This is a genomic window from Marinicauda pacifica, from assembly GCF_004793635.1.
Lineage (GTDB): Bacteria > Pseudomonadota > Alphaproteobacteria > Caulobacterales > Maricaulaceae > Marinicauda > Marinicauda pacifica.
In genome coordinates this window covers 462677-488348 of the sequence record NZ_SRXV01000002.1, presented here as the reverse complement: position 1 = coordinate 488348, position 25672 = coordinate 462677, and the positions used below count along the sequence as shown (strand labels likewise).

The 25672-nt window shown below is 64.9% G+C and carries 19 protein-coding genes; 16 read left to right on the top strand and 3 right to left on the bottom strand.

The annotated features are described in order from the left end of the window. The gene (locus tag E5162_RS08675) at nucleotides 1-360 is read left to right on the top strand and encodes a gamma-butyrobetaine hydroxylase family protein (RefSeq protein WP_135944843.1); all 360 of its coding nucleotides are present in this window, start codon (nucleotides 1-3) and stop codon (nucleotides 358-360) included. Here the strand turns inward: E5162_RS08675 and E5162_RS08670 are convergent. Further along, on the bottom strand, nucleotides 357-2129 hold the full coding sequence (locus E5162_RS08670; protein WP_135944842.1) for a hypothetical protein: 1773 nt from the start codon (nucleotides 2127-2129) through the stop codon (nucleotides 357-359). The two genes, E5162_RS08675 and E5162_RS08670, sit on opposite strands and share 4 nt — an antisense overlap. Nucleotides 2130-2271: 142 nt before the next feature. Between E5162_RS08670 and E5162_RS08665 the strand changes: the two genes are divergently transcribed. The 4 genes from E5162_RS08665 to E5162_RS08650 all read left to right on the top strand — a co-directional run bounded on the left by E5162_RS08665 (nucleotide 2272) and on the right by E5162_RS08650 (nucleotide 5391). Beyond that, nucleotides 2272-2976 (top strand): response regulator transcription factor, encoded by a 705-nt coding sequence (locus E5162_RS08665; protein WP_135944841.1) that lies wholly within the window; start codon nucleotides 2272-2274, stop codon nucleotides 2974-2976. A gap of 13 nt (nucleotides 2977-2989) precedes the next feature. Next, complete coding sequence (locus E5162_RS08660; protein WP_233342074.1) at nucleotides 2990-4615, top strand: stimulus-sensing domain-containing protein; 1626 nt, start codon at nucleotides 2990-2992, stop codon at nucleotides 4613-4615. Nucleotides 4616-4717: 102 nt separating this feature from the next. Then, nucleotides 4718-5122 carry a PTS sugar transporter subunit IIA gene (locus E5162_RS08655; protein WP_135944839.1) on the top strand — a complete coding sequence of 135 codons (405 nt, stop codon included), beginning with the start codon at nucleotides 4718-4720 and terminating at the stop codon, nucleotides 5120-5122. Then, complete coding sequence (locus E5162_RS08650) at nucleotides 5119-5391, top strand: HPr family phosphocarrier protein (RefSeq protein WP_135944838.1); 273 nt, start codon at nucleotides 5119-5121, stop codon at nucleotides 5389-5391. Before E5162_RS08655 ends, E5162_RS08650 begins: the two co-directional genes overlap by 4 nt. On the opposite strand, the gene E5162_RS08645 is transcribed toward E5162_RS08650, so the two are convergent. Continuing rightward, nucleotides 5388-6893 (bottom strand): ICP22 family protein, encoded by a 1506-nt coding sequence (locus E5162_RS08645; RefSeq protein WP_135944837.1) that lies wholly within the window; start codon nucleotides 6891-6893, stop codon nucleotides 5388-5390. The two genes, E5162_RS08650 and E5162_RS08645, sit on opposite strands and share 4 nt — an antisense overlap. Nucleotides 6894-7227: 334 nt before the next feature. Here E5162_RS08645 and ahcY point away from each other — a divergent pair, with 334 nt between their 5' ends. From ahcY to E5162_RS08610, 7 genes are all read left to right on the top strand, one after another. Further along, entirely contained in the window at nucleotides 7228-8646 is a 1419-nt protein-coding gene (gene ahcY / locus E5162_RS08640; protein WP_135944836.1) for an adenosylhomocysteinase, read from the top strand. 149 nt (nucleotides 8647-8795) lie between these two features. Then, complete coding sequence (locus E5162_RS08635; RefSeq protein WP_135944835.1) at nucleotides 8796-9236, top strand: TonB family protein; 441 nt, start codon at nucleotides 8796-8798, stop codon at nucleotides 9234-9236. A gap of 146 nt (nucleotides 9237-9382) precedes the next feature. Further along, entirely contained in the window at nucleotides 9383-11851 is a 2469-nt protein-coding gene (locus tag E5162_RS08630) for a sensor histidine kinase (RefSeq protein WP_135944834.1), read from the top strand. A gap of 46 nt (nucleotides 11852-11897) precedes the next feature. After that, the gene (locus E5162_RS08625; protein ID WP_135944833.1) at nucleotides 11898-13205 is read left to right on the top strand and encodes an NHL repeat-containing protein; all 1308 of its coding nucleotides are present in this window, start codon (nucleotides 11898-11900) and stop codon (nucleotides 13203-13205) included. A 60-nt stretch (nucleotides 13206-13265) separates the two neighbouring features. Continuing rightward, nucleotides 13266-15665 carry an FtsK/SpoIIIE family DNA translocase gene (locus tag E5162_RS08620; protein WP_135944832.1) on the top strand — a complete coding sequence of 800 codons (2400 nt, stop codon included), beginning with the start codon at nucleotides 13266-13268 and terminating at the stop codon, nucleotides 15663-15665. A gap of 136 nt (nucleotides 15666-15801) precedes the next feature. Beyond that, entirely contained in the window at nucleotides 15802-16617 is an 816-nt protein-coding gene (locus tag E5162_RS08615) for an SMP-30/gluconolactonase/LRE family protein (RefSeq protein ID WP_135944831.1), read from the top strand. A 95-nt stretch (nucleotides 16618-16712) separates the two neighbouring features. Then, nucleotides 16713-17897: a hypothetical protein gene (locus tag E5162_RS08610; protein ID WP_135944830.1), complete on the top strand. Its 1185-nt coding sequence runs from the start codon at nucleotides 16713-16715 to the stop codon at nucleotides 17895-17897. A 4-nt stretch (nucleotides 17898-17901) separates the two neighbouring features. Here E5162_RS08610 and E5162_RS08605 read toward each other — a convergent pair whose 3' ends face one another. After that, nucleotides 17902-18339 (bottom strand): acyl-CoA thioesterase, encoded by a 438-nt coding sequence (locus E5162_RS08605; protein ID WP_135944829.1) that lies wholly within the window; start codon nucleotides 18337-18339, stop codon nucleotides 17902-17904. A 57-nt stretch (nucleotides 18340-18396) separates the two neighbouring features. On the opposite strand from E5162_RS08605, the gene E5162_RS08600 reads away from it, so the two are divergent. From E5162_RS08600 to E5162_RS08585, 4 genes are all read left to right on the top strand, one after another. After that, nucleotides 18397-18777, top strand: a complete 381-nt coding sequence (locus E5162_RS08600) for a nuclear transport factor 2 family protein (RefSeq protein ID WP_135944828.1) — start codon at nucleotides 18397-18399, stop codon at nucleotides 18775-18777. 36 nt (nucleotides 18778-18813) lie between these two features. Then, the gene (gene nth / locus E5162_RS08595; protein ID WP_135944827.1) at nucleotides 18814-19500 is read left to right on the top strand and encodes an endonuclease III; all 687 of its coding nucleotides are present in this window, start codon (nucleotides 18814-18816) and stop codon (nucleotides 19498-19500) included. A 446-nt stretch (nucleotides 19501-19946) separates the two neighbouring features. Next, on the top strand, nucleotides 19947-22796 hold the full coding sequence (locus E5162_RS08590; protein ID WP_135944826.1) for a hypothetical protein: 2850 nt from the start codon (nucleotides 19947-19949) through the stop codon (nucleotides 22794-22796). 78 nt (nucleotides 22797-22874) lie between these two features. Continuing rightward, nucleotides 22875-25577 (top strand): TonB-dependent receptor domain-containing protein, encoded by a 2703-nt coding sequence (locus E5162_RS08585; protein ID WP_135944825.1) that lies wholly within the window; start codon nucleotides 22875-22877, stop codon nucleotides 25575-25577. The last annotated feature ends 95 nt before the right edge of the window (nucleotides 25578-25672 follow it).

Genomic DNA, 25672 nt, shown 5'->3' with positions numbered 1-25672 from the left:
ATGGCTGAACGCGCCTGGCCGATCCAGCTGATTTTCAAGTCTGCCGAGCGCGAACTGCGCGTCACGTTCGAGGGCGGTGAGGAGCGGCGAATTCCGTTCGAGCTACTGCGCGTGGAAAGCCCCTCGGCCGAGGTTCAGGGGCACGGTCCGGGCCAGAAAAAATGGCTGACCGGAAAAGACGCTGTCGAAGTGACGGCCGCGGACCCGGTCGGGCGTTACGCGGTCCGCCTGACGTTTTCGGACGGGCACGATTCCGGCATCTTTTCCTGGGACTATCTCTACGAACTCGGCGAAGACCCCGAGGCGCGCCTGACCGAGCATCATGACGCCGCCGCGAACGCGACAGGCCGCTCGCGCTAACCGCCAGTGCCGGTCACAGGGACTTGTGACGCGCCGGCCGAGGCATCCTCATTGCCGATCTCTTGCGCCGCCGCCTCAGCCTCCTCCATTTGCGGTGCGATCTGCACGAGCAGACGCTGGATTTCCCCGAGGCGGGCGGCGCCATCAGGCCCGGCCGCTTCCTGGCGTCCTTCGGGCGAGGCCAGAAGCCGCATGGCGCGCGCGTGGGCATCTTGCAGGCAGCGACCCTGGGGCAGGACGTTCTGCGCAGCCAGTTTCAGCAGGGCAGATACGCGGGCCAGGGCCGGTTGGCCTGAAGAGGCAATGCGCTCCACGATCTTGGTCGACTCAAGCACCTTCAGCCCAAGCTCATCGAAGGCCTGGGCGGTTTCGGTCTTGTCGGCCTGGGGAAATGTTCCGGCGAGTGTTCGCGCCTGGAGCTGGGACAGCTTCGACAGGCGCTCCAGCGGTTGCCCGGGCCCTCGCGAGTACCAGGACTCGGCCGAGTTCGCCCTGAGTTTGGTCCGGACATAGCTTGCCAGCTTCTGCTTGTTCATTTCCCCGACGAGATTGTCCTCCATGGCAAGCAGGCGCATGATTTCTTCATGCGGGCTCGCCGAATTCTTGAGGGCTTCGTCAATCGCATCGGGCGATAGCAGGCGCGCGGACCGGTGGGTAAAGGCCTCGACCAGCGAGTCCGGGTGCAGGTCCGGTCCCGACGATGCAATCAGCCGCATGGCGAGGGAGCGGGCCAGCTTGATCTCGTCCATGACGCTGTTGGGCTTCAGCCGCTTGGGACTGCGCAAGGCCGTCAGAATCCGGGCCGCGACCTCGGCCTGTGTGGCCGGCAAGCCCTTGGCCTTGAACTTCCGCGCAAGGCGCCGGGCCGTCTCGGGCGCTCGGGCGAGGTCCTCTGCATCCGCCTTGCCTTCATAGATGGTGGTGAGGCGGACGATCTCCTCGCCCCCGTCACGCGGCTCCCCCAGCAGGCCGCGCAAAGCCCGGTCGAAAGACAGCACTTCGGCCAGGAACGCATCGGCCTGGCGCGAGGCAAAGACGCGCGCTTCGGGGTCTTCGGGCAGGTCGTCGAGCATATCCAGAAGCTTGGTCGCTTTGGCGGTCATGCTCGTGCAATCGGAGATCTCGTCGGCAATCGCGGTGCGCAGGCGCTTTTCTGGGCTCCCCTCTCCGACGATCTTCTCGGCCAATTGGGAGAAACTCGCCGCTTTGGGGGTTTTGGCCTTGCGTTGCGCTTCCCTGCGCGCCTGATCGATTGCCCGTTGCACAAGGTCGGTGAGAAGGCGCACATAGGCATGAACGGAAGCGTCGGAATTCTGCGCGCGCGCCACCGCGATCTTCTGGATCGCATGCTGGAGATCGGTGTCAGAGGAATCCAGCTTCTCCACCATATCCGGCCGGTAGAGTAACTCCATCGGGCAGATCTGATGGCGTTCCAGCCAGGGACCGAGCACGCGCCGGGTCGTTTCGCGTGCAGCCGGGCCGGCCAGATCGGCCGGCGTCACGCACGGAATCTTGGCTTCACCCTTCTTGTCCTTGGGGTCGCTGTATTTTTCAGGTCCGGATTCGAAAATGGCGATGGATCGAAACGCCCGCGTCGTATCGTCATAATCCTCGCGCGTGACGCGGATCGACCCTGACGGGTTCATCTTCTTCAGCTGCTCACCGAGCGCCAGGGCGTCCTCGCGCTTCGGGCGCGCTTCAACCAGCGTCCAGGACGCCAGCTTGCTTTTCTTGAGGAAAACCTCGAAATGCGTGTCCTGTCCGGCCATCAGGTCCAGGCTCCGTCCCCATTTTTGGAGCGCTAACTTGGCCGAAACATACTTAAGCTTGCGTCAACAAGGCTTTGCCTATCGACCTGCCGCCGATAAGGTCACGTGAATCCACCCAAGACGCACAAGATCCGGAGTAGGCATGACCACGATCGCTTTGGTCGATGACGACGAGAACATCCTGACCTCGGTTTCCATCTTCCTGGAAGGCGAAGGCTATAATGTGCGGACCTTCACCGACGGGGCCGCTGCATTGACGGCTCTGAGCGAGACGCCGCCGGATCTGGCCGTGTTCGACATCAAGATGCCGCGCATGGACGGGCTGGAGCTTCTGCGACGGGTCCGGCAGAGTTCGAACATGCCGGTGATCTTCCTGACCTCCAAGGACGAGGAATTCGATCAGGCGCTGGGCCTCGATCTCGGCGCTGACGATTACATCACCAAGCCGTTTTCGCACCAGTTGCTGGCGAAGAGGATCAAGGCGGTGCTGCGCCGCAGCCAGCCTGAGGGCGCCGCCGGAGCAGGCTCTTTTGAAAATGACCAGAAGATCATCACGCGGGGCTCGCTCACCCTGGACCCCAACCGGCATGCCTGCATGTGGAATGACCGGCCGGTGCGCCTGACTGTCACCGAGTTCCTGATCCTGCAGTCGCTGGCCAGCCGGCCGGGCTATGTGAAAAGCCGCGACAATCTGATGGATGCCGCGTACGACGATCAGGTCTATGTCGACGACAGGACGATCGACAGCCACATCAAGCGCATCCGCAAGAAATTCCGTCAGGTCGACGATACGTTTGACGCGATCGAGACGCTCTATGGGGTTGGTTATCGTTACAAGGAGTCTTGAACGCCTCGGTCGAATGACTGGTCAGTTGCGCGCCCAGAGCTGGACGCTGCTGACCTCGCGTATCGGCTGGAAGATCGCGGCCTTTCACATCCTGGCGCTGGTCGTTCTGATCGCCGGCATCTTCGTGATCGCGGAAAATCGTCGCGGCCTGGTGCAGGCCAAGATGGACTCGCTTTCCGCTCAGGCCACCCTTATCGCCAATGTGCTCATCGAGACGGCGGTGGAGACCGCACCGGAACCTCAACTGGAAGCGGAGGCTGCGCGCACCGTGCTGCAGCGCCTGAGCCGCGTCTATGTTCCCGAAGAGACCCGCGCCCTCATCTATAATCAGGAAGCCCAGCTTGTCGCGGACAGCCGGCTGATTGCCGGAACGGTCGAGGTGGAACCCCTGCCAAGGGCGGGTGAGGCAGGGTTGGGCCAGGAGGCCCGGAGTTTCGTCCAGACGGTCTGGACGTCGTTTCAGAATCTGAACCGGTCCCGGGAAGAGCGGGCGGCGCTAAGCCGCACCGCGCTCGACGACGTCAGGATGGCGATCGAGGAGGGGCGGATTGTTCGAGGCGTTCGCCGTGCCCCGTCCGGAGAACAGGTCGTGTCGGTCACGTTGCCGATTCAACCCATCCAGGCGGTCGTCGGCGCCGTGACCTTCGAATCCTACGACCTGGATCTCCTTGTGGCCGCCGAACGCCGCGCCATCCTGCCCTATATTGTGGCGGCGACACTGGTCATGCTGGTTTCGGCACTGGCGCTCACTATCCAGGTGGCCTGGCCCATTCGCCGGCTGGCCGACAATGCGCGCGAGGTCCGTCTGGCCGGGGGGCGCCGGATACCGCTTATCCGCCTGCCTGAACGGCGCGACGAGATCGGAGATCTGGGGCGGGCCTTCGCGGACATGACCACTGCCCTTTATGACCGGCTGGATGCGATCGAACGCTTCGCGGCCGATGTCAGTCACGAGATCAAGAATCCTCTCACCTCGATCCGGTCGGCGGCGGAAGTCCTGCCCAAGGCTCGCGATGAGCTGCGCCGCGACCGGCTGATCGAAGTCATTCAGCACGATGTCAAACGTCTCGACCGGCTCATTACCGATATTTCGAACGCATCGCGCCTCGATGCCGAGCTGGCGCGCGACGATCTTGCGCTCGTCGATCTGGACCAGCTGGCCCGGGACCTGGCCCGCACCTATCAGAGCGAGCGCTCGAATCAGCGAGGGGTGACTGTCGAGGTGACCGGGGAGTCGCGCCCGGTGCTCGTTCGCGCCCATGAAGGGCCGATCAGCCGTGTGCTCTTCAATCTCGTGGATAACGCCATCACCTTTTCTCCGGAAGGCGGACAGGTCCGGTTGACCCTCGTCCCGAGCGCGCACGCACGCATACAGGGCGGCCGGAGCCTTGCCCGGCTCATTGTCGACGATGACGGGCCGGGGATCCCGCCGGCCAATCTCGATACGGTTTTCGACCGGTTCTACACACAGCGCCCTGAAGGCGCGGCGTTCGGCAATCATTCCGGCCTCGGCCTCTCAATCTGTAAACAGATCGTCGAGGCCCACGGAGGACGAATCCGGGCCGAGAACCGGCCTGATCGCGACGGCGAGGTGGCCGGGGCGCGCTTTATCGTGGAACTGCCTCGGGCCGAACGCTGACGACACGCGTCGTTCGACAGCTTTGGGGGCTAGCCGGACCGCTTCATTCTCGCTTAGATGCCCGCTCAAGGGGTTTGAATTTCGAAGGGGCCTACCGCGCTTATGATCGGCATCGTTGTCGTCACCCACGGCCATCTGGCCGATGAACTCGTCGCCGCGACAGAGCATGTCGTCGGTCCGCTGGACGCATGCAATGCCATCTCCATCGGTCCGGATGACGACATGGAGAAACGGCGCGAGGATATTCGCGAGGCGGTCGCCGATGTGGACCAGGGTGACGGCGTCGTCATCCTGACCGACATGTTCGGAGGGACGCCGTCCAACCTGTCCATCTCGCTTCTGGAAAAGGACAAGGTGGAGGTGATCGCGGGGGCGAACCTTCCGATGATGATCAAGCTCGCAGAAGCTCGCTCGGATACCGGGTTGAAAGCGCTTGCCGAGGCGGCATCCGAGGCCGGACGCCGCTATATTGCCGTTGCATCCACCATCCTGGACGGCAACGCGTGACGGCATCGCGCGCGGTCACCATCTGCAATCGGCGCGGCCTGCATGCACGGGCCGCCGCCAAGTTCGTCGCCGCGGCCCGTGCCTATTCCTCCGAGATTTCGCTCAGCAAGGAGTCAGAGAGCGTGCGTGCGACGTCGATCATGGACTTGCTGATGCTGGCGGCCGGCAAGGGCACGCAAGTCACCATCACCGCCGACGGTGAGGACGAACAGAAGGCCGTCGAGGAGCTCGCTGCGCTCATCGACTGCGGCTTCGAGGAAACCGACTAGCTCCTGTCGTCCTGATCGGGCGCTTTCTCATCGGACGGCGGCAATCCGGCATGTGTCAGGGGCGCATCCGGCTTGAGCGCTTCGGTGGCTTTCGGCATGGGTGGCGGCGGCGGCAGGGAAATGTCGCGTGACGCATGACGCGGATCTTCGGTGGCAGGCTCGGCTTCATGCTCCGTGCGCGAGGCTTCGCCGGTGAGCGGCGCCTCGCCCTCATTCCCGCTTTCGCCAGTCTCGCCCTCAGCGCCGTCTTCGATGGCGGGTGCCGGCTCGCCGGCGTTCTCCAGCGGCTCAGCCTCGTCCGACGCGCGTTCGGCAAGCGTGTCATCTGCCGGGTGGCCGGCGACGGGCGTGTCCTCGTCCGTCTCGTCACCGTGTCCGGCTTCGGCTGCCGCGGCCGCGGCCGCGGCGCCGGCGTCGATCTGGGAATAGGGGCCGTCGGCCGCAAGCGGAGCGTCTGGCGCGATGTCTTCGCTGCTCACGGCCTCCTCGGCCACGACATCCGCGCCGGTGTCATTGGCCGCATCGGCGTGTGAAGATGTCTCTACATCCGCCTCGGTATCGATATCGGTCCCGGCCTCTGATGGCTGAGCGCCGTCTGTCTGTTCGGCCCCGCGATATCCGGAGGCATAGCTGGCCGTTACCATCTCTTCCGGCGGGTGGCGCAGCAAATGGTCGGCCAGCCGCGAGATCCGCTTCTCCAGCCGCCAGACGTCCCGGTTTCGGTTGATCAGGCCGCCGATAAGGAAAATGCCGGCCACGCCCGTCAGCGCACCTGCGGCCGGGGCGGCCGCCTGTTCGACCCCGGAAAGCCCGACCGACAGCGCCCCGATCACAGCGATCAGAATCGGCACCCACAAGAGCCGCCAGGAGCGCGCGAAGTAGGTGACGACTGCGCCCCCGGCAACCAGGGCGGCGAAAATCAGGACGGCGCCATAGCCCGCCAGTATCGGCAGCGCCTGTTCCGCACCCTCGATCAGAGAGCCGAAGCTCGACTCGATCCGCCAGGATGCCAGGTCGGGTGCCGCCGCCGCGATCTGTACGAAGACGTCGAATTGCGGAAGGACAGACGCGCTCACGGGAAAAAACTCGACGGCGAAAGCGCGCAGCTCCGGCCAGAAAAGCACGGCAATCGCCAGCAGGAAGGTGAGCATGGCCAGGGCCCAGTTCACATTGCGTGCCACGCCGGTCTTCGAGAGCAGCGTGCGAGCGTCCGGCTGGGTGCGTGTCCAGGTCTTCGATGAGTAATTGATCACCGCCACCGGCCGCGACTTGTGGGACGGACCGGACTGCGCCCGCAGGACGGCCGCGAGATCGCCGGCATCCAGGCCAAAGTCGCGGTCGCTCAGCCGGACGGCATGACGCGCGCCGTCCATGTCCTGAATGCGGCGTTCGTCCGAACGCGAGCGCGGGTCGGACCCGGTGAGCTGTCCCGGCGCAGCGTAGAAATCGATGGTCCTGTGGCCAAATGACTGGCTCGCATGTGCCGTCGGCAAGTTCGACATGAGCTTAGCATCCCCTCAAACTTCGCGTCGCCGGACCCGCAACCCCCTTGCGTCTGATCCGACCGGCGCCTGTCCGCCCTCTTCGAAGACGCAGTGTCTCCGCGTGGCACGCCCGGAAGCGTTACCAGAACGTTTATACAAGAACGAGGCCGGGAATCGAATCTTTGCGCCGAGCGGGGCGAAGATTCTATGCCACCGTCACAATCCCGGCGCGGACGGTCGCGGTCACCGCTTCGTTTGCGACCTCGAGGGCAAGCGGGTATACCCGGCACGTCACTCCCTGGGCGGCGCGTGTCGCGCCTGATGTCCTGACAAAGCGGAAAAAGGTTTATCCATGACTCTTCTGAACGATGCAGCGTCCAAGAACGATAATTTCATCAAGGACATCTCCCTGGCCAAATGGGGCCGGACCGAGATGGAGATGGCCGAGATCGAAATGCCCGGCCTGATGTCGCTGCGTGAAGAATACAAGGACAGCCAGCCGCTGAAAGGCGCCCGTATCGCCGGCTCGCTGCACATGACCATCCAGACTGCGGTGCTGATCGAGACGCTGGTCGAGCTGGGCGCGGAAGTGCGCTGGGCCTCCTGCAACATCTTCTCCACCCAGGATCAGGCCGCTGCGGCGATCGCCGAGAAGAAGATCCCGGTCTTCGCCTACAAGGGCGAAACCCTTCTTGAATACTGGGAGTTCGCCGACGCCATCTTCCATTGGCCGAACGGTGAAACGGCGAACATGATCCTCGACGATGGCGGGGATGCCACCATGTACCTCCAGCTCGGCACGCGCGCGGAAGAAGATCCGTCCGTGCTCGGCGAGCCGAAATCGGAGGAAGAAAAATTTCTCTTCGAAGTGATCCGCCGCCGGATCAAGGCGACACCGGGCTGGTTCAAGAAAGCCAAGGGCGCGATCAAGGGCGTGTCCGAAGAGACCACGACCGGCGTCATGCGCCTGTATCAGATGGCCAAGCGCGGCGAACTGGCCTTCCCCGCGATCAACGTCAATGATTCCGTGACCAAGTCGAAATTCGACAACCGCTATGGTTGCCGCGAAAGCCTCGTCGACGCGATCCGCCGCGGCACGGACGTGATGATGTCCGGCAAGACGGCCGTGGTCTGTGGTTATGGCGATGTCGGCAAGGGCTCGGCGGAATCGCTGGCGCAGGCCGGCTGCCGGGTTTCGGTGACCGAGATCGATCCGATCTGCGCCCTGCAGGCGTGCATGGACGGATTTGCCGTTGTGCGCCTGGAAGACGTGATCGAGGATGTCGACATCGTCGTGACGGCGACCGGCAACAAGGACGTCGTCACCGTCGATCACATGCGCACCATGAAAAACATGGCGATCGTCTGCAATATCGGCCACTTCGACAATGAAATTCAGGTCGAGGCGCTGAAGAACTTCCAGTGGACCAACGTGAAACCCCAGGTCGATCTGGTCGAGTTCCCCGACGGCAACAAGATCATCCTCCTGTCCGAAGGCCGCCTGGTGAATCTGGGCAATGCCAACGGCCACCCGAGCTTTGTCATGTCCTCGTCCTTCACCAACCAGGTGCTGGCCCAGATCGAGCTCTGGACCAAGGGCGACCAGTACAAGAACGATGTCTACATCCTGCCCAAGCACCTCGATGAGAAGGTCGCGGCGCTGCACCTTCCCAAGCTGGGGGCCCGGCTCACCGAGCTGTCGCCCGAGCAGTCCGACTATATCGGTGTCGAGCAGAAAGGCCCGTACAAGGCCGAGCACTACCGCTACTAGGCGTTGAAACCCCGGGTGCGCCGAAGGCAGGGCCCGGGGCTTGCGCCAATGCGACATCAGAAACCCCGCCGGTTCGCGCCGGCGGGGTTTTTGTTTGTGTTGCACCTTGCGTCTTGCAGCGCGACCCGGCCGGAGCCACTCTCGCGCCCATGCGCTATCTTCTGATCATCCCGCTTGTTCTCGCCGCCTGCGCGCAGGTGGAGGCTGTCAGCCCGCTCGCCGACCCGCGCGAGCGCGGTCCATTCATTGCGCGGTCGGATTTTCCCAACCCGCCCAATGTCGAGCGGGCGGCGTCGGGGGCCGGCTGTTCGGGCGAGCCCTTGCGGGCCGTTGCCGCGCCCATGCCCGAATATCCCACACGCGGATGGAGCCGGGGACTGCAGGGCTGGTCGATCGTGCAGTTCGATGTCGCGCAGGCCGGCACGGTCGAAAATGTCCGCATTGCCCGCGGCGTGCCGGGGGGGAGTTTCGACCACGAGGCGCAGCGCGCCGTCGAGGGCTGGCGGTTTCAGGCCTTGAGCGAAGGCGCATACCTGTCCGGCTGCGTCGTTCTTTTCGAGTTCAAGATGGGCGAGGTGACCGTGCGCTGAACGGCTGCGGGTTAAAACGTCCTCTCCCCGTCGCCAGATGATTCACCTTCCGGTAAAGTTATGATTCGTTAATCGGGCCAATCTCCTTGCGGAGGCTGGCGCGATGCGCGGGACCCGCGTCAGGGGCGAAGCAGGGGAAACCATCCATGGCCGTGGCCGAGCCCGTCCAGCTCGCGACCTTCATCGTGACCGTCGGCTCCGTGGCGTTCGGTGTCGCGGCGGCTTTGTGGGCGTTTCGCCTGACCGCCGGCGTGCGCCGCGCACAGGCTCAGTGGCGCCGCCGCGTTGGCTGGCTGGAAGACCGGCTGTCGGATTCAGACAGCATCTTCAGTGCTCACCCCGGCCTCGTGATCGTGTGGGACTCCCCGCCCGACGTCGATGCGGGAAACTGGGCGAAGCCGAAAGTCTACGGCTCTCCGACCGCGCTGGCTGCAATGTTGAAATTCGCCGATCTCGGCGGCACGCCGGGCGAAGATGAAACGGTTGCGGCCGCGCTTCTGGACGGTTTCGCCGATTTCGAGGCACGCTCCGCAAGCGGCGAAGACACGACCCTGCGTCAGCGTATGCGCACGCTGATGGAGAGCGGCCAGCCGTTTTCGCTCACCGTCGCCGGTCCCTCGGGCCGATTTATCGAGGCCGACGGCCGCGCCGCCGGCGCCCAGCTGGTGCTCTGGCTCTCCGATGCCACCATTCGCGGGCTCGAGGAGTCCGGGGCCAGGGGGCGGCTGGAAGAGGCGCGCCGGACCGTGTCCGAAGATCCGCTGGCCTTCCTCGACATGCTCGGCCGTGCGCCCTATCCGGCCTTCCGGATGAACGCGTCCGGCAAGCTGGAATGGGTCAATCCGGCCTATGTGCGCGCGGTGGGTGCCAAGGATGCCGCTGACGTTCTGTCTTCGCAGATCTTCCTCGACGTCTCGATCCGCGAACAGGGGCGCGAGGTCCTCGCCTCCGGGCAGGCGCGCCGTTCGATCAAGGCCGCTGTCGTGGAGTCGGAGCGGCGCGTGCTGGAGCTGGCCTTGTATCCTGTCTCGGGCGGGATTGCCGGTCTGGCCCTTGATATCACCGAGGGCGAGGGAGCCAAGGACGAGCTTGAGCGGCTGGCCGAAGCGCATGACCAGACGCTCGACCACATGGCCGAGGCGGTCGCCATTTTCGACCGGTCGCGCAAGCTCAGCTTCTATAATCGCGCCTTCGCCCGGCTGTTCCGCCTGGATGAGGCCATGCTCAACGAGCGCCCCGGCCATGGAGCCTTGCTCGACCGGCTACGCGAAAAGCGCCTGCTGCCCGAGCAGGCCGACTACACGGCCTGGCGTGAGGCGGAACTGAGCCAGTACGAAAACCCGCCTGCCGACGAAACGCCGGACGAGTTGTGGTCGCTGCCCGATGGCCGGACATTGAGGGTGGCGCGTCAACGCCACCCCCATGGCGGCCTGTTGTTCATCTTCGAGGACATGACCGACCAGCTCACCTTGCAGGCGCGCTATACGACGCTGATGAAGGTGCAGCGGGCAACGCTCGACCGCCTGAACGAGGCGGTGGCGGTGTTCGGCTCCGACGGCAAGCTGAAGCTGTCCAATGCGGCCTTTGCCAAGGTCTGGAATCTCGACGCCGAAGCGCTGGAGAACGCGCCGTTCGAACAGGTCGCAGACGCCTGTCACGCGCTCTTCCCCGATCCTGATCGCTGGAACGAGCTGAAAGCGCGCATCACCGATCCCGGTCCCGACGCGCGCAAGGCGACCACCGGGGAAATCCGCCGCTCGGACGGCACGGTCCTGACCTGGCTCACGCGGCCGCTGCCCGACGGCGCGACGCTGATCGCCTGGGACGACATTACCGATTCCCGCCGGATCGAGGCGGCCCTGCGCGACAAGGCCGAAGCCCTGGAAGCCTCCGAGCGGATCAAGACCGAGTTTGTCAAACACGTCAGCTACCAGCTGCGCACACCGCTGACGACAATTGGCGGCTATGCCGATCTCCTTGCGGCGGGTCTGGCCGGCGAGCTCAATGACGGTCAGAAGGACCACATGTCGGCGATCCAGAGCGCCTCCGGCCAGCTGGCCAAGCTGATCGACGATATCCTGGACATTGCCGCGATCGATGCCGGGCAGCTCGAACTCGAACTCGGGGATGTTCGCCTGGACGAGATGGCCGAAGAAGCCTGCAACCTCCTCGCCAGCCGGGCGGAACACGAAAGCGTCCGGCTGAACCTGGCCTTCGCCGAGGAGGGGGCGGCGATCCGCGCGGACTCCAACCGGATCAAGCAGGTGCTCTACAATCTCATCACCAATGCGATGGATCATGTGGACGCCGGCGGCGAGGTCGAGATCGGGGCGCGCATCGAAGGCAATGACGCCTGTCTCTGGGTCAATGATGATGGCCGCGGTATTGCGCCGGAGCGCCAGGCGAAGATTTTCGAGCGGTTCGAGAGCGGTGAGGGCGGTGGCGCGGGTCTCGGGCTGGCGCTGGTGAACGACATCGTCCGCCTGCATGGCGGATGGGTCGAGCTGGAAAGCGAACCGGGTAAAGGCACCACGGTGATGTGCCACCTGCCGACCACCGCCTCCGGCGATCACTCCGCACCCGAACTCGAACTGAAAGGCTCCCGCGGGGCCTGAACCGCAACGCGGTTGTCTCGCACCGGTGCTTGATTTAAGTGGTCATATGACAATTAAAGTAATTGCCCTTCTTCTCGCCCTGTCTTTCGTTGCCCAGCCGGCCGCAGGCGCGCAATCCGAAGAGGCGCCGGCCGGGGTTCTCGACCTGTCGCGCGACCTGCGCGACGTCACACGCGAGGTTGCGGGACAGTCCGATCTTGTGCTGGCCCGGCGCTCGAACGAGGCAGCCCTCGCGCTGCAACCCGGTCATCCGGGCCTTCTGAACAATGCACTCCTTCTGAGCGGGATGGCGGGCGATCTCGAGGGTCAGCTTCAGGCGCTGGAGCGGATCGCGCAGGCTGGTCTGGCTTTCGACCTCGACCGGCTCGATACACTGGCGCAATTGCAGGAGACCGCACCGGTCCGGCTCGCCGCGATCCGCAGCCGGCTTGATCGACATGCGACCGCGCAGGGCCGTGCCGAAACCCTCCTGACCGTCTCGCTCGCCGACAGCCTGATCGAGGCGATCGCCGTGGACATCGAAACCGAGCGCGTTTTCCTGGGCGGCGTGGCCGACCGCACCGTCTACGTTTTCGAGCATGGCAGCAGCGAACCGCAGGTCTTCGCCGGCCCCGAGGACGGCCTGTATTCGGTCTTCGCCCTGGCGATCGACGGACGAAACAGGCTGCTTTACGTGGCGTCGGGCAGCCTGCCACAGACCCCGCTGCGGGACGGCGAGGTGCCCGGAACTGCCTTGTTCGCCTTCGATCTGATGACCGGCGGGTTGATGACGCGTCACGAAATCGAGGGCGCCGGGCGGATCACGGACGTGACGGTCCGCGATGGCGTCGTCTACGCGGTGGATGGCGGGGCCAACCGTGTCTACCGCCTCCGCGGTCCTCTGGCCGAGCCGGAAACGGTGGCGACCCATCCCCATTTCGGATCGCTGCAGGGGATCGTCGTCACCGGCGGTGCGATCTGGGTTGCCGACTACGCGATGGGGCTGTGGCGCATCGACCCGGATACCGGGAGGGCACAGCTTGTGCCCGCGCCCCAGACCAGCCTGATCGGTCTGGACGGCCTTGCCACGGGACCGGACGGAACGATTTACGCCGTTCGCAACGGGGCAGAACCCATGGGCGTTTTTCGCATCGCGGTCGAGCGTGGGGCCATCCGTTCGGTCGAGCCGGAGCTGACCCTGCATCCCGCGTTCGGCGAGCACGGCGAACCGACGACCCTGAATATCGAGGACAATCGCGCCTTCCTGGTCGCCAATGCCCAATGGTCCCTTTTTCCCGAAACCCGGGACCCCGCCGCGGAATCCAGCCGCGGACCGCCCGTGGTTCTGACCTGGCCTGTAGGGCCGCTGCAATGAGCGGTCGAGGGTTAACGCGCATTTACGACCTTTGAAGACTCTTGCGGCAATGTCCCTGACATGAGCCGCAAAACCTCCTCTTCCAGGCCGGTTGCCGCTGAGCGCTTCAGCGTTCTGTCGCGTGTGCGCACGGCGTTGACAGGCGTCGCCATGGTTGCCCTGGGCAGCTTCCTGCTCGTCGCGGCGATCAGCCATCACCCGCTCGATGCCAGCCTCAACGTCGCTTCGGACGGCCCGGTGCGCAATCTTGCCGGCGCCAGGGGCGCCGTCGCTTCCGATCTGCTGCTCCAGACGCTCGGCTGGAGCGGACTTGCGCTGGCGCTCATCCTGTTGGGATGGGGGCTGATCCTGCTCTGGACCGGTCCGCGCCGGCGGCCTGGCTCGGTGGTCGGATTCCGTGTCCTCAGTGCCATGATCGGGATCGCCGGGTTCGCCGCGGCGCTGTCTGCGCTCCCGCTCCCGGTCAACTGGCCGTTTGCCGCGGGCCTGGGCGGCCTTGTCGGCGATACGCTGGTACTCAGCGCAGCGCACGGTCTGGCTTCTTTGAACGTGCCCGCCAGCCTCTTCATCGCGGGCGGGACCGGGCTGGTGATCGCGATTGCCGGCACCGTGTTCTGCTTCGGCCTGACGGCTCGCGACCTGAGCGCGGCGACCGAGGCGGCTGAAGTCGGCTGGGTTACGCTGCGCGTCTGGACCGATCAGGTCGTCGGCCGCATTCCGCGCCCCTGGCGCCGAGACGCCGCAGAGCTCGCGGCACAGCCCGTCGCAGAGGGCCGCGCGGAGACCGCTCCCGCCTTCCTCAAGTCGCGACCCGAACGTCCCGCCCGGGCGCCGCGTCCCCGTCGCGAACCGCCGGCCCCGTCCGAGCGCGTGACGCCCACCGTGACGGCGAAGAAGAAGCCCAAACCCTCCGACCGCGAAGCGCGCGAGGCGCAGGGCGCGTTGCCGTTTGCCCAGGCCGAGGGCTTCGAGCTGCCCCGGCTGGATCTGCTGAACCCGGCCCAGCCCCGCTCGGAAATGGCAGAGCCCGATGCTCTGGCGCAGAACGCCGAATTGCTGGAATCGGTGTTGTCCGATTTCGGCGTGAAAGGCGAAATCACCGAAGTGCGTCCCGGTCCGGTCGTCACGCTCTACGAGCTGGAGCCTGCCCCGGGGGTGAAGACCAGCCGTGTCATCAATCTCGCCGACGACATTGCCCGCTCCATGGCGGCGGTCGCCTGCCGGGTGGCGGTGGTGCCCGGACGCAACGCCATCGGCATCGAACTGCCCAACCAGACGCGCGAAACGGTCTATTTGCGCGCCCTGCTTTCCTCGGTCGGCTTCGAGAAAGCCAAGGCCGAGCTGCCCCTGACGCTGGGCGAAACGATCGGCGGGGAGCCCTTCTTCGCCGATCTGGCCCGCATGCCTCACCTGCTGATCGCCGGTACGACCGGGTCGGGTAAGTCGGTCGGGATCAACGCGATGATCCTGTCGCTGCTCTACCGTCATTCGCCGAGCGATTGCCGCTTCATCATGATCGACCCGAAAATGCTCGAGCTGTCGGTCTACGACGGCATCCCGCATCTTCTGAGCCCCGTGGTGACGGATCCCAAGAAGGCGGTCGCAGCGCTGAAGTGGACAGTGCGCGAGATGGAGTCGCGCTACCTGAAAATGTCCAAGGTCGGCGTGCGCAACATGGACGGCTTCAACGACAAGGCGGCCAAGGCGCGTGCCGCCGATGAGACGCTGGAACGCACGGTCCAGACCGGCTTCGACCGTGAAAGCGGAGAGCCGATCTACGAGACCGAGATCATCGAACCCGATCACATGCCCTATATCGTCGTGGTGATCGACGAGATGGCCGACCTGATGATGGTCGCCGGCAAGGAGATCGAAGGCGCGGTCCAGCGCCTCGCCCAGATGGCGCGTGCGGCCGGCATCCATCTCATCATGGCGACCCAGCGCCCGTCAGTGGATGTGATTACCGGGACGATCAAGGCGAACTTCCCGACGCGGATCTCCTACTCGGTCACCTCCAAGATCGACAGCCGCACCATCCTGGGCGAGCAGGGCGCCGAGCAGCTGCTCGGCATGGGCGACCTGCTCTACATGGCCGGGGGCGGACGCATCCGGCGCCTGCACGGTCCGTTCGTGTCGGACACCGAGGTCGAGGAAGTGGCCAACTTCCTCAAGTCACAGGGCACGCCGGAATATCTCGACGCAGTCACCGAAGACCTCGACGACGATGGCGGCGAGCTGTTCGGCTCCGAAGGCGGGTCGGGTGACGATCTCTTCGACCAGGCGGTCGCCGTTGTCGCGCGCGACCGCAAGGCCTCGACCAGCTATATACAGCGCCGGCTGCAGATCGGGTATAACCGGGCCGCCAGCCTGATCGAGCGCATGGAAGACGAAGGCATGATCGGGCCGGCCGACCATGCCGGCAAGCGCGAGATCTTCCTGCCCGAGCGTGAAGACGTCTGACACCTCAGGGCTGAAAACCGGCTCCCGCCGCCTCCTACTACTACGACTATCACCAGGCGAGGCCGGGGCGGCGAGGTCTTGCGGGCCGGAGAAGACCGGTTAAGGTATCGTTCGACAACCGTTAGAGGGTGCCGGCATGATCCCACTTCTTCTCCTGTGTCTGCAGATTGTTCCGGAAATCGAGCCGGCCTGGACGCTTGAGGGCTTCGACGCCCCGGAGAGCGCTCTGGTTCTCGACGATGGCAGCCTGCTGGTCTCCAACGTGACCGGAGATGGCGGCGCCCGCGACGGAACCGGCTACATCAGCCGGGTCTCCCCCGACGGCGAGTGGCTGGACCGGAGCTGGGCGACAGGCCTCGACGCGCCCAAAGGCCTCGCCGTGGCGAACGGCATCCTGCACGTGGCAGACATCGATCGGGTCGCTCGATTCGACGTGGACAGCGGGGAGGCTCTTCCGCCCATTCGCATCGGGCGCGCGCAATTTCTGAACGATGTCGCATCGCTGGATGGGGAGAGCGTGCTGGTAACCGACTCGGCGGCGGGCCGGATTTTCAAGGTCTCCGCCCATCGCACCGAAATCTGGTTCGAGAGCGATGCGGTCTCGGGACTGAACGGGCTCTGGGTCGAACCCGGCCGGGTCCTGGTGATCGCCATGGACGGCCATGTCTATGCCATCGATCGAGAGACGCGCGCGCTGACAACACTGGCTTCCGGCGTCGGGCGCGGCGACGGCATCGCAGGCCTGACCGGCGGCGGTTACCTCCTGTCCGCATGGCCGGGACAGATTTTCTACTGGGCCGGCGGCGAGACATCGCCCGTCGAGCTGCACGATAGCCGGGCCATTCCGGTCTACCAGAACGATCTTTCGGTCAGCGGAGACCGGCTCTACGTGCCCAACTGGGAGCCCGGAAGTCTGACCGCCTGGAGCATCGGCGAAAGCACGGGTAATTAGCCGATTTACTCGTTAAGCGTGAATTTACCCTGATTTCTAAGAGGATGTTCATTCCGCCGCGTCATTCTGAGAGGTCAGGATGAGGCGGAAACTGCATGGCGCTGCAAAAGCCCTATGATCTGAGCAGACTGGTCCGGCGGGGCTGTTCGCCACGCGTCCTGGACCTGTGCAGCCTGCACGAGCGCTATCCCGATCTGGAAGAGAGCAGCGCGCCGCTCTTCTTCTCGCCCCGGCTCAACCGGTGCTTCGTGGTCAAGCACAATCTGCGCCGCCACGAATTTCATCTGGCCAATACGCGGCGCCCGATCGCCACAAAGCTGGTCCTGCCCATCGATCTGTCGGACCTGCGCGCGGGCGCGTTCTGGCTGTTCATCGAATCCGGTGACATGGAGAGCCGGCTGGTCGAGTTTCTCGGACGCCTCGGCGGTGCCGGCGATCAGGTCTTCGAGGCCGATCTGGAAACGCTCAAGCTGCTCTCCTCAAGCCCGTCCTTCGATCCTTTCCTGTTGTCGGCCCGCTTCAGCGGCCGCCGGATCGATCAGCGCTTCTTTGCCATGAGCGAGCTCGACGAGCGGGTGCTGCGCAAATACGTGCTCGAGCACATGGACCAGATCAGCCGGCTGGCGCTGGGCCGCGAAAAGGCCAGCAAGCGCTCCGAGCGCCTGGCCGCGGTGCTGTTCGGGGAGGCCGAAAGCCAGGCGCGCGATGCGTTGCGCGAGGCGTTGCGCATGAGCGACGAGGAGTTCGAGCAGGGCGTCTACGGCTGGAAGGGCATGCTCTACTATGACTGGTCGGCCGGGAAACTGACCGGCGGGCTGACGCGTTTCCTGAGCGATCTGGCCGACCTCGAAATCATGGACCGGCAATACCGCCATCGGCCCCTGCAACCCGTGCTCGGGCGATTGCGTCAGGGCGTCAAGTCGCGCTGGGACGAGCTCGTGGCATCGCGCCATCGCTATTTCGATGCGGTCGGCGCCTTCATGAATGAGGGCGACGCCCTGGCGATGAAAGATTTTCTGCTGCAGGTGCCGGGCTTGTTCACCAAGATCGGCGACGACATGGCGGCGCTCACCCACATGACCAGCTACTGGGACTACTGGAAGGACCGCAACGAGACCCGGCAGGTCAGTCATGAGGAGGCCCTGACCATCCTGCCCGATCTGGCAGGCGCCGTGGTCCGGGAATCAGAACTCAGCCAGTCGGCCTGGTCGCGCTCGGTTTCGGCGCGCGTGCCCGGCAGCGTCCAGCACCGGGTCGATCCGGCACGCGCAGCCGAATAGGCGTCTACGCTTCGCGCAAACGATACCGCTCCAGTCTCGCCACGCCGTTTTCGGGAAGCGGGGCGGGTTTCTCACCGTCCGTATTGACCATCACCGATTCCGACGTGCCCACGCACACACCGTTCTGGAACAGGCCGAGTGCGACGGTGTAGCTGGAGCGGCCAATGCGCAGCACGCCCGCTCCGACCTCGAGATCCCCGGGATAATGGGCCTCGGCCAGATAGGCGATATGGGTATCGGCAATCAGCAGGCGCATCGCGTTCGCGTGCCGGGTTTCGGCGGGGAAGGCGGTGCGGTTGAGATGGGCGCGGCCTTCCTCGTAGAAACTGCCGATGGCCACATTATTGATATGGCCCAGCGTATCCAGGTCGCGAAACCGGCTGGGAACGGTGGTGAATAGCGGATAGGTATCGGCAAGCAGCCGCACGGGATCGGGTTTCATCGGAAGGGCTTTCGAGACACTCTGCGGCCGGGAGACCTGGTGAGATTTAGCGCGGGTATGATGACGATATCGCAGCAGGATAGTCAGCTTATCGAGGATCTTGAAGCCTCGTGGCTGAGACTGGAAATGGAGAATCGGCACGCGGAACTCACCGGGCTGCTGGCGCCCGGCTTCGTGCTCTTCCCGCCCGACAACGAGTCCGTGACCGGTGCCGCAGCGATCCAGGCATTGAGCCCGCCCTTCCCCATACGCCGGGTCGAGCTCAGCGACCGTAAAATCGACGGCGGAAGATATCACGCCTGGAAGACGGCCCGGTTCCGCACAGTGTTCGACCGGGAGGGAGAGGATCTCACGATCCACGGACATCACCTCTGGGTGCTGACCAAAAGCGCGGACTCGTGGCGGGTGACCGCCCTGAGCTATCAGATCGACAGCTGACTTGCTGACCGGCCCGAGCCCGGCTACCTCAAGGCCATGGCCAGCACCTCGAAATCGAAATCCAGACGCCGCCCGCCCGGACTGAACAAGGAGGCGGCCGAGGAAGTCTTTGCCCGTCTGGCCGAAAAGCTTCCCGATCCGAAAACCGAGCTGGACTATTCCAACCCGTTCACCCTGCTGGTGGCGGTCGTGCTGTCGGCCCAGGCGACCGACAAGGGCGTGAACAAGGCGACCGCGGGCCTGTTTGAACGGGCCAAGACCCCACAGGCCATGGTCGAGCTGGGCGAGGACGCCATTCGCGAGCACATCAAGACTATCGGCCTGTTTCGCAACAAGGCGAAGAATGTCTACCTGTTGTCCAGGCAGCTGATCGAGGATCACGAAGGTGAGGTCCCGCGGTCGCGCGAGGATTTGATGGCACTGCCGGGCGTTGGCCGGAAGACAGCCAACGTGGTTCTCAACGAGGCGTTCGGCGAGGAAACCATCGCGGTCGATACCCATATCTTCCGCGTCTCCAACCGCACCAGGCTGGCGCCCGGCGATACCGTGGAAGAGGTCGAGGACCGGCTCGAACGCATTACGCCCAAGGCGTACCGGCGCGGCGCCCATCACTGGCTGATCCTGCACGGCCGGTATACCTGCAAGGCGAGAAAGCCTCAGTGCTGGGAGTGCGCAATCGCCGATCTGTGCAAATTCCCCGACAAGACGCCGGCGCCCAAGTAAGGACCGGTGACCGCCGCCGGGCGGTGCCGGACCCGCTCTTCGTCACGGTGCGTGGCGGCAGGGGAGGCTGCGACTCAGACCGACCGACGCCGGTCGGCCCGCACCCGCGGTTGAAGACCCTCTTCACGGGGGTTCCGGGGCTGGCTGCTTCCCCAATCCGGGTGGATGCGAAAAAATCCCCGCCGGGCGATCGTCATCCGGCCAGCTGGTCCGGGATGGCGCCATCGAGTTGAATCCAACCAAGGAACTCATCCCCCGGCGTCTGTGGCGGCGATGCCACGGAAAGGTGAAATCGCTCCCGACCCCCTCCGTGTCACGACTCTGTCACCGATCTGCGATGTGGCTGTCGTGATCTTCCTGTTGTTTCGCCCCCTAGCTGCAGTCGGGTCCAAAACCGGCTGCCGTGTTCGCTTGTTCTGAGCCACCGCGTCTTTTGGGGGATCCCGATGCCAACGAAGTCTTTCGCGCAATTCCTGCTTATTGGTGCGTCTTGCGCCGTTCTTGCCGCGTGTTCCGGTTCGTCCGTCAACTCGCCGGGCGAAGAAAACCAAGTTCCCCCGCCCCCGACTGGCGGCGGCGGTGGCGGCGGCGCCCAGACGCTGAACCTCATCCCGTCGGCCGGCTGCCCGAGCGGCACCACGTCGTCGACCGAAGCGGTCTCCTTCAGCGGCGGCTCTGCCGACGTCACGGCGTGCCGTCTGACCGGTAACCTGACCAGCGACGTCACCGTCCCGGCCAATGCGACCGTCTTCCTCTCCGGCGCCGTTTTCGTTGGCTCCGACGCAGGCGCCACGGGCGGCAATAACGGCCCGACCCTGACGCTCGAGCCGGGCGCCACGGTCATGGGTCAGTCGGGCGGCGACTACATCGTCGTGCCGCGCGGCTCCTCGATCGACGCGCAAGGCACCGCGACCAACCCGGTCGTCATGACCTCGGCGCAGGACATTGTCGAACAGCGCCTCGGCACGCCGCGCGAGTTCTTCTCCGGCGTCCGCGGCGAATGGGGCGGTCTCGTCCTGAACGGCCGCGCGCCGATCAACGCCTGCATCGACGGCACGGCCGCCGGCGGCACCGCCGACTGCCAGAAGTCGGGTGAAGGTTCGTCCGGCCTGTTCGGCGGCGGCGACCCCGCCGACAGCTCGGGCACGCTGAGCTACGTGCAGGTCAAATATGCCGGCTTCCGCGTCAACAACACCGACGAGCTGAACGGCATCGCCTTCCAGGGCACCGGTTCGGGCACCACGGCCGAATTTATTCAGGTTCACAACAATACCGACGACGGCATCGAGATGTTCGGCGGTGCGACCAACCTGCGCAACGTCGTGCTGACCGGCATTGGCGACGACTCGCTCGACTACACCGACGGCTGGACGGGCAATGTCCAGTTCGCGCTCGTCGTTCACGCCCCGGACGATTCCGACCAGGGCTTCGAGTTCGACAATAACGGCGACGACAACGACGCCCTGCCGCGTTCGAACCCGACCATCTCCAACTTCACCCTGATCGGCCAGCGCGCTTCCTCGGCGTCCGACGCCGGCATGCTGCTGCGCGAAGGCACGGCGGGTACGCTGGCCAACGGCATCGTCGTCGACTTCAACGAGACCTGCCTGGACATCGACCAGGCCGCCACCTTCGATCAGGCTGCCGCGGGCAATCTCTCGCTGCAATCGACCCTGTTCGACTGCCCGACCAACTTCGGTGACGAAGCCGGCGACCCGGCGGCCAACACGCCGTCCGCCTTCTTCGCGAAAGACCCGAACAACGTCGCGACGACCAACACGCTCGCCGACACCTACTTCCCCGGGCCGGCCGAGCTGGCGGTCACGCCGGTCGATCCGACCACGCTGGGCTCCTTCTTCACCGCCGCCGACTACATCGGCGCCTTCTCCCCGTCGGAAAGCCCGTCCTCAAGCTGGGCCGCCGGCTGGACATTCGGCCTGTTCGCAGATCCCGATTGCCCGACCAACACCACGGCGACCGGCGAACTCATCAACGGCCAGGAAGTCTGCCGCCTGACCGGGACGCTGCTCGACGACACCACGCTGACCGGCGGCTTTGCCTATGAGCTTGTCGGCGCGGTCTTCGTGGGCCGCGATGCGGGTGCCGATCCGGCCAGCCCGACCGCCAATGCGCGTGAAGTCAACCTCACGATCGAGCCGGGTGCGACCCTGTTCGGTTCGTCGGGCGGCGACTATCTCGTCGTGACCCGCGGCTCGTCGCTCAACTCGAACGGCACTGCCAACCGTCCGGTCGTGATGACCTCGCGCGCCGACATCGAAGGCACCCAGCCCAACCCGCTCACCGCTCGCGGCGAGTGGGGCGGCCTGGTCATCAACGGCCGCGCGCCGATCAACGCCTGCATCGACGGCACGGCCACCGGCGGCTCGGTGAATTGCGAGAAATCGGGCGAAGGTTCGTCCGGCCTGTTCGGCGGCGCGACCGCTGACGACGACTCCGGTTCGCTGTCCTACACCCGCGTCCAGTATGCCGGTTTCCGCGTCAACAACACCGACGAGCTGAACGGCATCGCCTTCCAGGGCGTCGGTTCGGGCACGGACGTGAACTTCATCCAGGTCCACAACAACTCCGATGACGGCGTGGAATTCTTCGGCGGTACGGTCAACGCCAAGCACATCGTGCTGACCGGCAATGCCGACGACTCCATGGACTACACCGATGGCTGGACGGGCAAGGTCCAGTACGTGATCGTCCAGCACGCCGTCGACGACGCCGACCAGGCCTTCGAGTTCGACAATAATGGCGATGCGAACGACGCCCTGCCGCGTTCCAACCCGACCATCTCGAACTTCACCCTGATCGGTCAGCGGGCCTCCTCGTCCTCCGACTACGGCATGCTGCTGCGCGAAGGTACCGCGGGCCGCCTGATGAACGGCATCGTCGTCGACTTCAACGACGCCTGCCTGGACATCGACCAGTCGGCGACCTTCAACCAGGCTGCCGCCGGCAACCTGGGCCTGGAGAGCACCTTCTTCGATTGCCCGACCAACTTCGAAGACGAATCCGGCGACCCGGCCGCCACGCAACCGTCCGCCCTCTTCGCGGCCGGTGCCAATAACGTGACCGGGACGACGTCGCTGGAAGGCTTCTCCTTCATCACCGACATGTCGGCCAACAATGCCAGCGGTGTGGTGCCGGCCCCGGCCGGTCCGGAAGCGGGCGTCACCGCGATCGACCCGTCCACCGTCGACGCCTTCTTCGACAGCGTGACCTATATCGGCGCCGTCGAGAACGCTGCCGACACCTGGTACCAGGGCTGGACGCTCCAGCAGCAGTAAGGGCGCGCCGGGTCCGGCCTGAGCCTCAGGCCGGACCCACGCTCTCGCGTTAGCGATGCAAATTATTTGGGGAATATCATGAAAGCGAACCGCATCGCGCTCTCGGCGGCCCTGCTGGCAACGACCTCGATGGTCCCTGTCAGTGCCGCCTGGGCGCAAGACGCCGCTCAAGGCTCTTCGCAGCCGGACGACGTCATCACCGTGCGCTACCAGTACGTGCCCGATGAAAAGCGCGTGACCTCGGAAGTCTCCAGCGTCGTGGACGCTGCCGACATCCAGATCACCGGGGACTCCGATATCGCCTCGGCGCTGGGCCGTGTCACCGGCCTGTCGATCTCCGACGGCCGTTTCGTCGTGGTCCGCGGTCTGAACGAGCGCTACTCCAACACCCTGATCAACGGCTCGCCGCTGGCGAGCCCGGAACCATTCCGCCGCGCCGTGCCGCTGGATCTGTTTCCGACCAGCCTGATCAGCAACATCACCGTCCAGAAAACCTACTCCCCGCAATTCCCGGGCGAGTTTGGTGGCGGCGTCGTCGAGATCGAGACCTCGGCCCTGCCGCAGGAAGGTTTCATCGAGATCGGCGTGAGCGCTGCGGCCAACACGCAGACCACGGCCGAGCATGGCCTCACCTATGATGGCGGCGACCAGGACTGGCTCGGCTTCGGCGACGGAATTCGCGAATTCCCGGAGCAGTACAAGGACATCTTCAACGGTTCGGAAATCGGGCCGTCGGAGCAGGATCCGACCACGCTCGCGGAAATCGGCCGGTCGCTGGAAAACTCCAGCCTGTGGCTCCTGCAGCGCGACGATCTGATCCCGGCCGACCTTGGTGGCGAGATCACCATGGGCGACCGCTACGATTTCGACGGCTTCTCCGTCGGCGTGCTGGCCTCGGCCGGTTACGACAATAGCTGGGAAACGCGCATCGGCCGCCGCGCCAAGGCGCGCGTGACCGGCGACACGCTCTCGCTGAGCCAGGACTATGAGCGCACGGCGACGACGAACACGATCGAGTCCAACGGCATGCTCAATGTCGGCGTGGAAGCGGGCAATCACTCGGTGCAGGCGCTGGCCCTCGTGCTGCGCTCGACCGAGAAGGAAGCCAACCGGCTTCTGGGCATTGACGCCGACCTCGACGCCCTGTCGCGCCGCGACCGGACGGCCTGGTACGAGCGTCAGGTCTACACCTACCAGCTGTCGGGCGATCACACGTTCGAAATCGGCCAGGGTCTGGACGTCGACTGGCGCTGGTCCACCGCGGACGCGTCGCGCAATGCGCCGAACCAGCGCAATGCGGACTATGAGTGGAACGGCACGACCGCCCAGCTCGAAGCCGTCGGCGACAATTACGGTCTGCTCGATTTTGCGCCCTTCAACGAAGAATTCCTTCTGCGCAACTCCGGGGACGGCAACACGATCTCCTTCTCGCGCGTGGACGAAACCACGGACGAGTACGGCGTCGACTTCGCCCTTCCGGTGATGATGCTCGGCAATGAGTGGACCTGGTCTGCCGGCTACGGCCATCTCGAGCGCGAGCGTACGGCGTTCAACCGCGAGTTCCGCTTCACCGGCACGATCCCGCAGGATCTGCGCGGCAGCCGCATCGACTACATCTTCGCGGATCAGAACATCCTCGACACCCGCTTCCGCCTTCAGGAGACGGGCGGGATCCTGACCCCGGAAGCCTATCGCGGCGAACTGGAAGTGGAATCCTTCTACGCGGGCACCGATGCCCAGCTCACCGACTTCCTGCGGGCCGCTGTCGGCGTCCGCTTCGAAGACGGCGAACAGACGCTGGACACGTTCGGCTTCCCGGCCGAGGACCCGACCGATGTCGGCGACAATGAAGGCTTCATCTCGGAAGATTACGTCCTGCCAGCGGCGACGCTGACCTGGACGTTTGCCGAGAACATGCAGCTGCGCTTCGGCTACTCGGAAACCATCGTGCGTCCGCAGTTCCGCGAACTCGGCTTCACCGAGTTCTTCGATCCGGACATCGACGAACGTTTCCGCGGCAACCCGTACCTGGTGAACTCGGAGCTTCAGAACTTCGACGCCCGGTTCGAATGGTATTTCGGCCGCGACCAGTTCTTCACGGTCGGCATGTTCCACAAGAAGATCGAAAACCCGATCGTGGAATACATCCTGCCGGACGGGGAATCGCTCTCGACGTCGTTCATCAACGCGCCGGAAGCCTCGCTGACCGGTTTCGAGATCGAATTCGAGAAGCGCTTCGATTTCTCCGACCGCTTCGATGGCGAGTTCTGGGATAATGCCGAGTTCTTCTTCAAGTCGAACTACACCTACATCAGCTCGGAAATGACGGCGAGCGACACCGATACGGTGATCACGGCCCAGCCGAGCTCGGGTGCCGAGCCGCAGCCTTCAGTGGGCCCGGCTCGCGGCTTCATCGCGGACGGCGACCCGCTTCAGGGTCAGTCCGAGCATCTGGCCAACATCCAGGTCGGTTGGGAGGACGCCAACGCCCAGACGCGTACCGCGCTTCTGCTCAACTATACCGGCGAGCGCAGCCGGGCCCTGGCCAACGTCTCGGTCGGCTTGCCGGCCGTGATCGAAGAGCCGCCGATCCTGCTCGATCTGGTACACAGCCGGGCGTTCGACCTGGCGGACGGCAACACGTTCGATGTCCGCTTCGCGGTCCGCAACCTGCTGGGCGAAGACTATGTCGCCACGCAGTCGGCCGGCAGCAGCTCGGTCGTTGTCGACAGCTACGAGCTCGGAAGCACCTTCTCGATCTCGGTCTCGCGGACCTTCTAAGTCCGGTCTCACGAGACATGACGTCATGCGAGCAGGCGGGCCTTCTTCAACGGAGGCCCGCCTTGCCCGTACTCAGACAGACAAATTCCGGCACA

Coding starts and splice junctions, on each gene's coding strand:
- E5162_RS08660 (WP_233342074.1), top strand. CDS start 2,990: ATGACTGGTCAGTTGCGCGCCCAGAGCTGGACGCTGCTGACCTCGCGT.
- E5162_RS08635 (WP_135944835.1), top strand. CDS start 8,796: ATGCGCTATCTTCTGATCATCCCGCTTGTTCTCGCCGCCTGCGCGCAG.
- nth (WP_135944827.1), top strand. CDS start 18,814: ATGGCCAGCACCTCGAAATCGAAATCCAGACGCCGCCCGCCCGGACTG.
- E5162_RS08615 (WP_135944831.1), top strand. CDS start 15,802: ATGATCCCACTTCTTCTCCTGTGTCTGCAGATTGTTCCGGAAATCGAG.
- E5162_RS08585 (WP_135944825.1), top strand. CDS start 22,875: ATGAAAGCGAACCGCATCGCGCTCTCGGCGGCCCTGCTGGCAACGACC.
- E5162_RS08605 (WP_135944829.1), bottom strand. CDS start 18,339: ATGAAACCCGATCCCGTGCGGCTGCTTGCCGATACCTATCCGCTATTC.
- E5162_RS08630 (WP_135944834.1), top strand. CDS start 9,383: ATGGCCGTGGCCGAGCCCGTCCAGCTCGCGACCTTCATCGTGACCGTC.
- E5162_RS08675 (WP_135944843.1), top strand. CDS start 1: ATGGCTGAACGCGCCTGGCCGATCCAGCTGATTTTCAAGTCTGCCGAG.
- E5162_RS08590 (WP_135944826.1), top strand. CDS start 19,947: ATGCCAACGAAGTCTTTCGCGCAATTCCTGCTTATTGGTGCGTCTTGC.
- E5162_RS08610 (WP_135944830.1), top strand. CDS start 16,713: ATGGCGCTGCAAAAGCCCTATGATCTGAGCAGACTGGTCCGGCGGGGC.
- E5162_RS08655 (WP_135944839.1), top strand. CDS start 4,718: ATGATCGGCATCGTTGTCGTCACCCACGGCCATCTGGCCGATGAACTC.
- E5162_RS08600 (WP_135944828.1), top strand. CDS start 18,397: ATGATGACGATATCGCAGCAGGATAGTCAGCTTATCGAGGATCTTGAA.
- E5162_RS08665 (WP_135944841.1), top strand. CDS start 2,272: ATGACCACGATCGCTTTGGTCGATGACGACGAGAACATCCTGACCTCG.
- E5162_RS08645 (WP_135944837.1), bottom strand. CDS start 6,893: ATGTCGAACTTGCCGACGGCACATGCGAGCCAGTCATTTGGCCACAGG.
- ahcY (WP_135944836.1), top strand. CDS start 7,228: ATGACTCTTCTGAACGATGCAGCGTCCAAGAACGATAATTTCATCAAG.
- E5162_RS08625 (WP_135944833.1), top strand. CDS start 11,898: ATGACAATTAAAGTAATTGCCCTTCTTCTCGCCCTGTCTTTCGTTGCC.
- E5162_RS08620 (WP_135944832.1), top strand. CDS start 13,266: ATGAGCCGCAAAACCTCCTCTTCCAGGCCGGTTGCCGCTGAGCGCTTC.
- E5162_RS08670 (WP_135944842.1), bottom strand. CDS start 2,129: ATGGCCGGACAGGACACGCATTTCGAGGTTTTCCTCAAGAAAAGCAAG.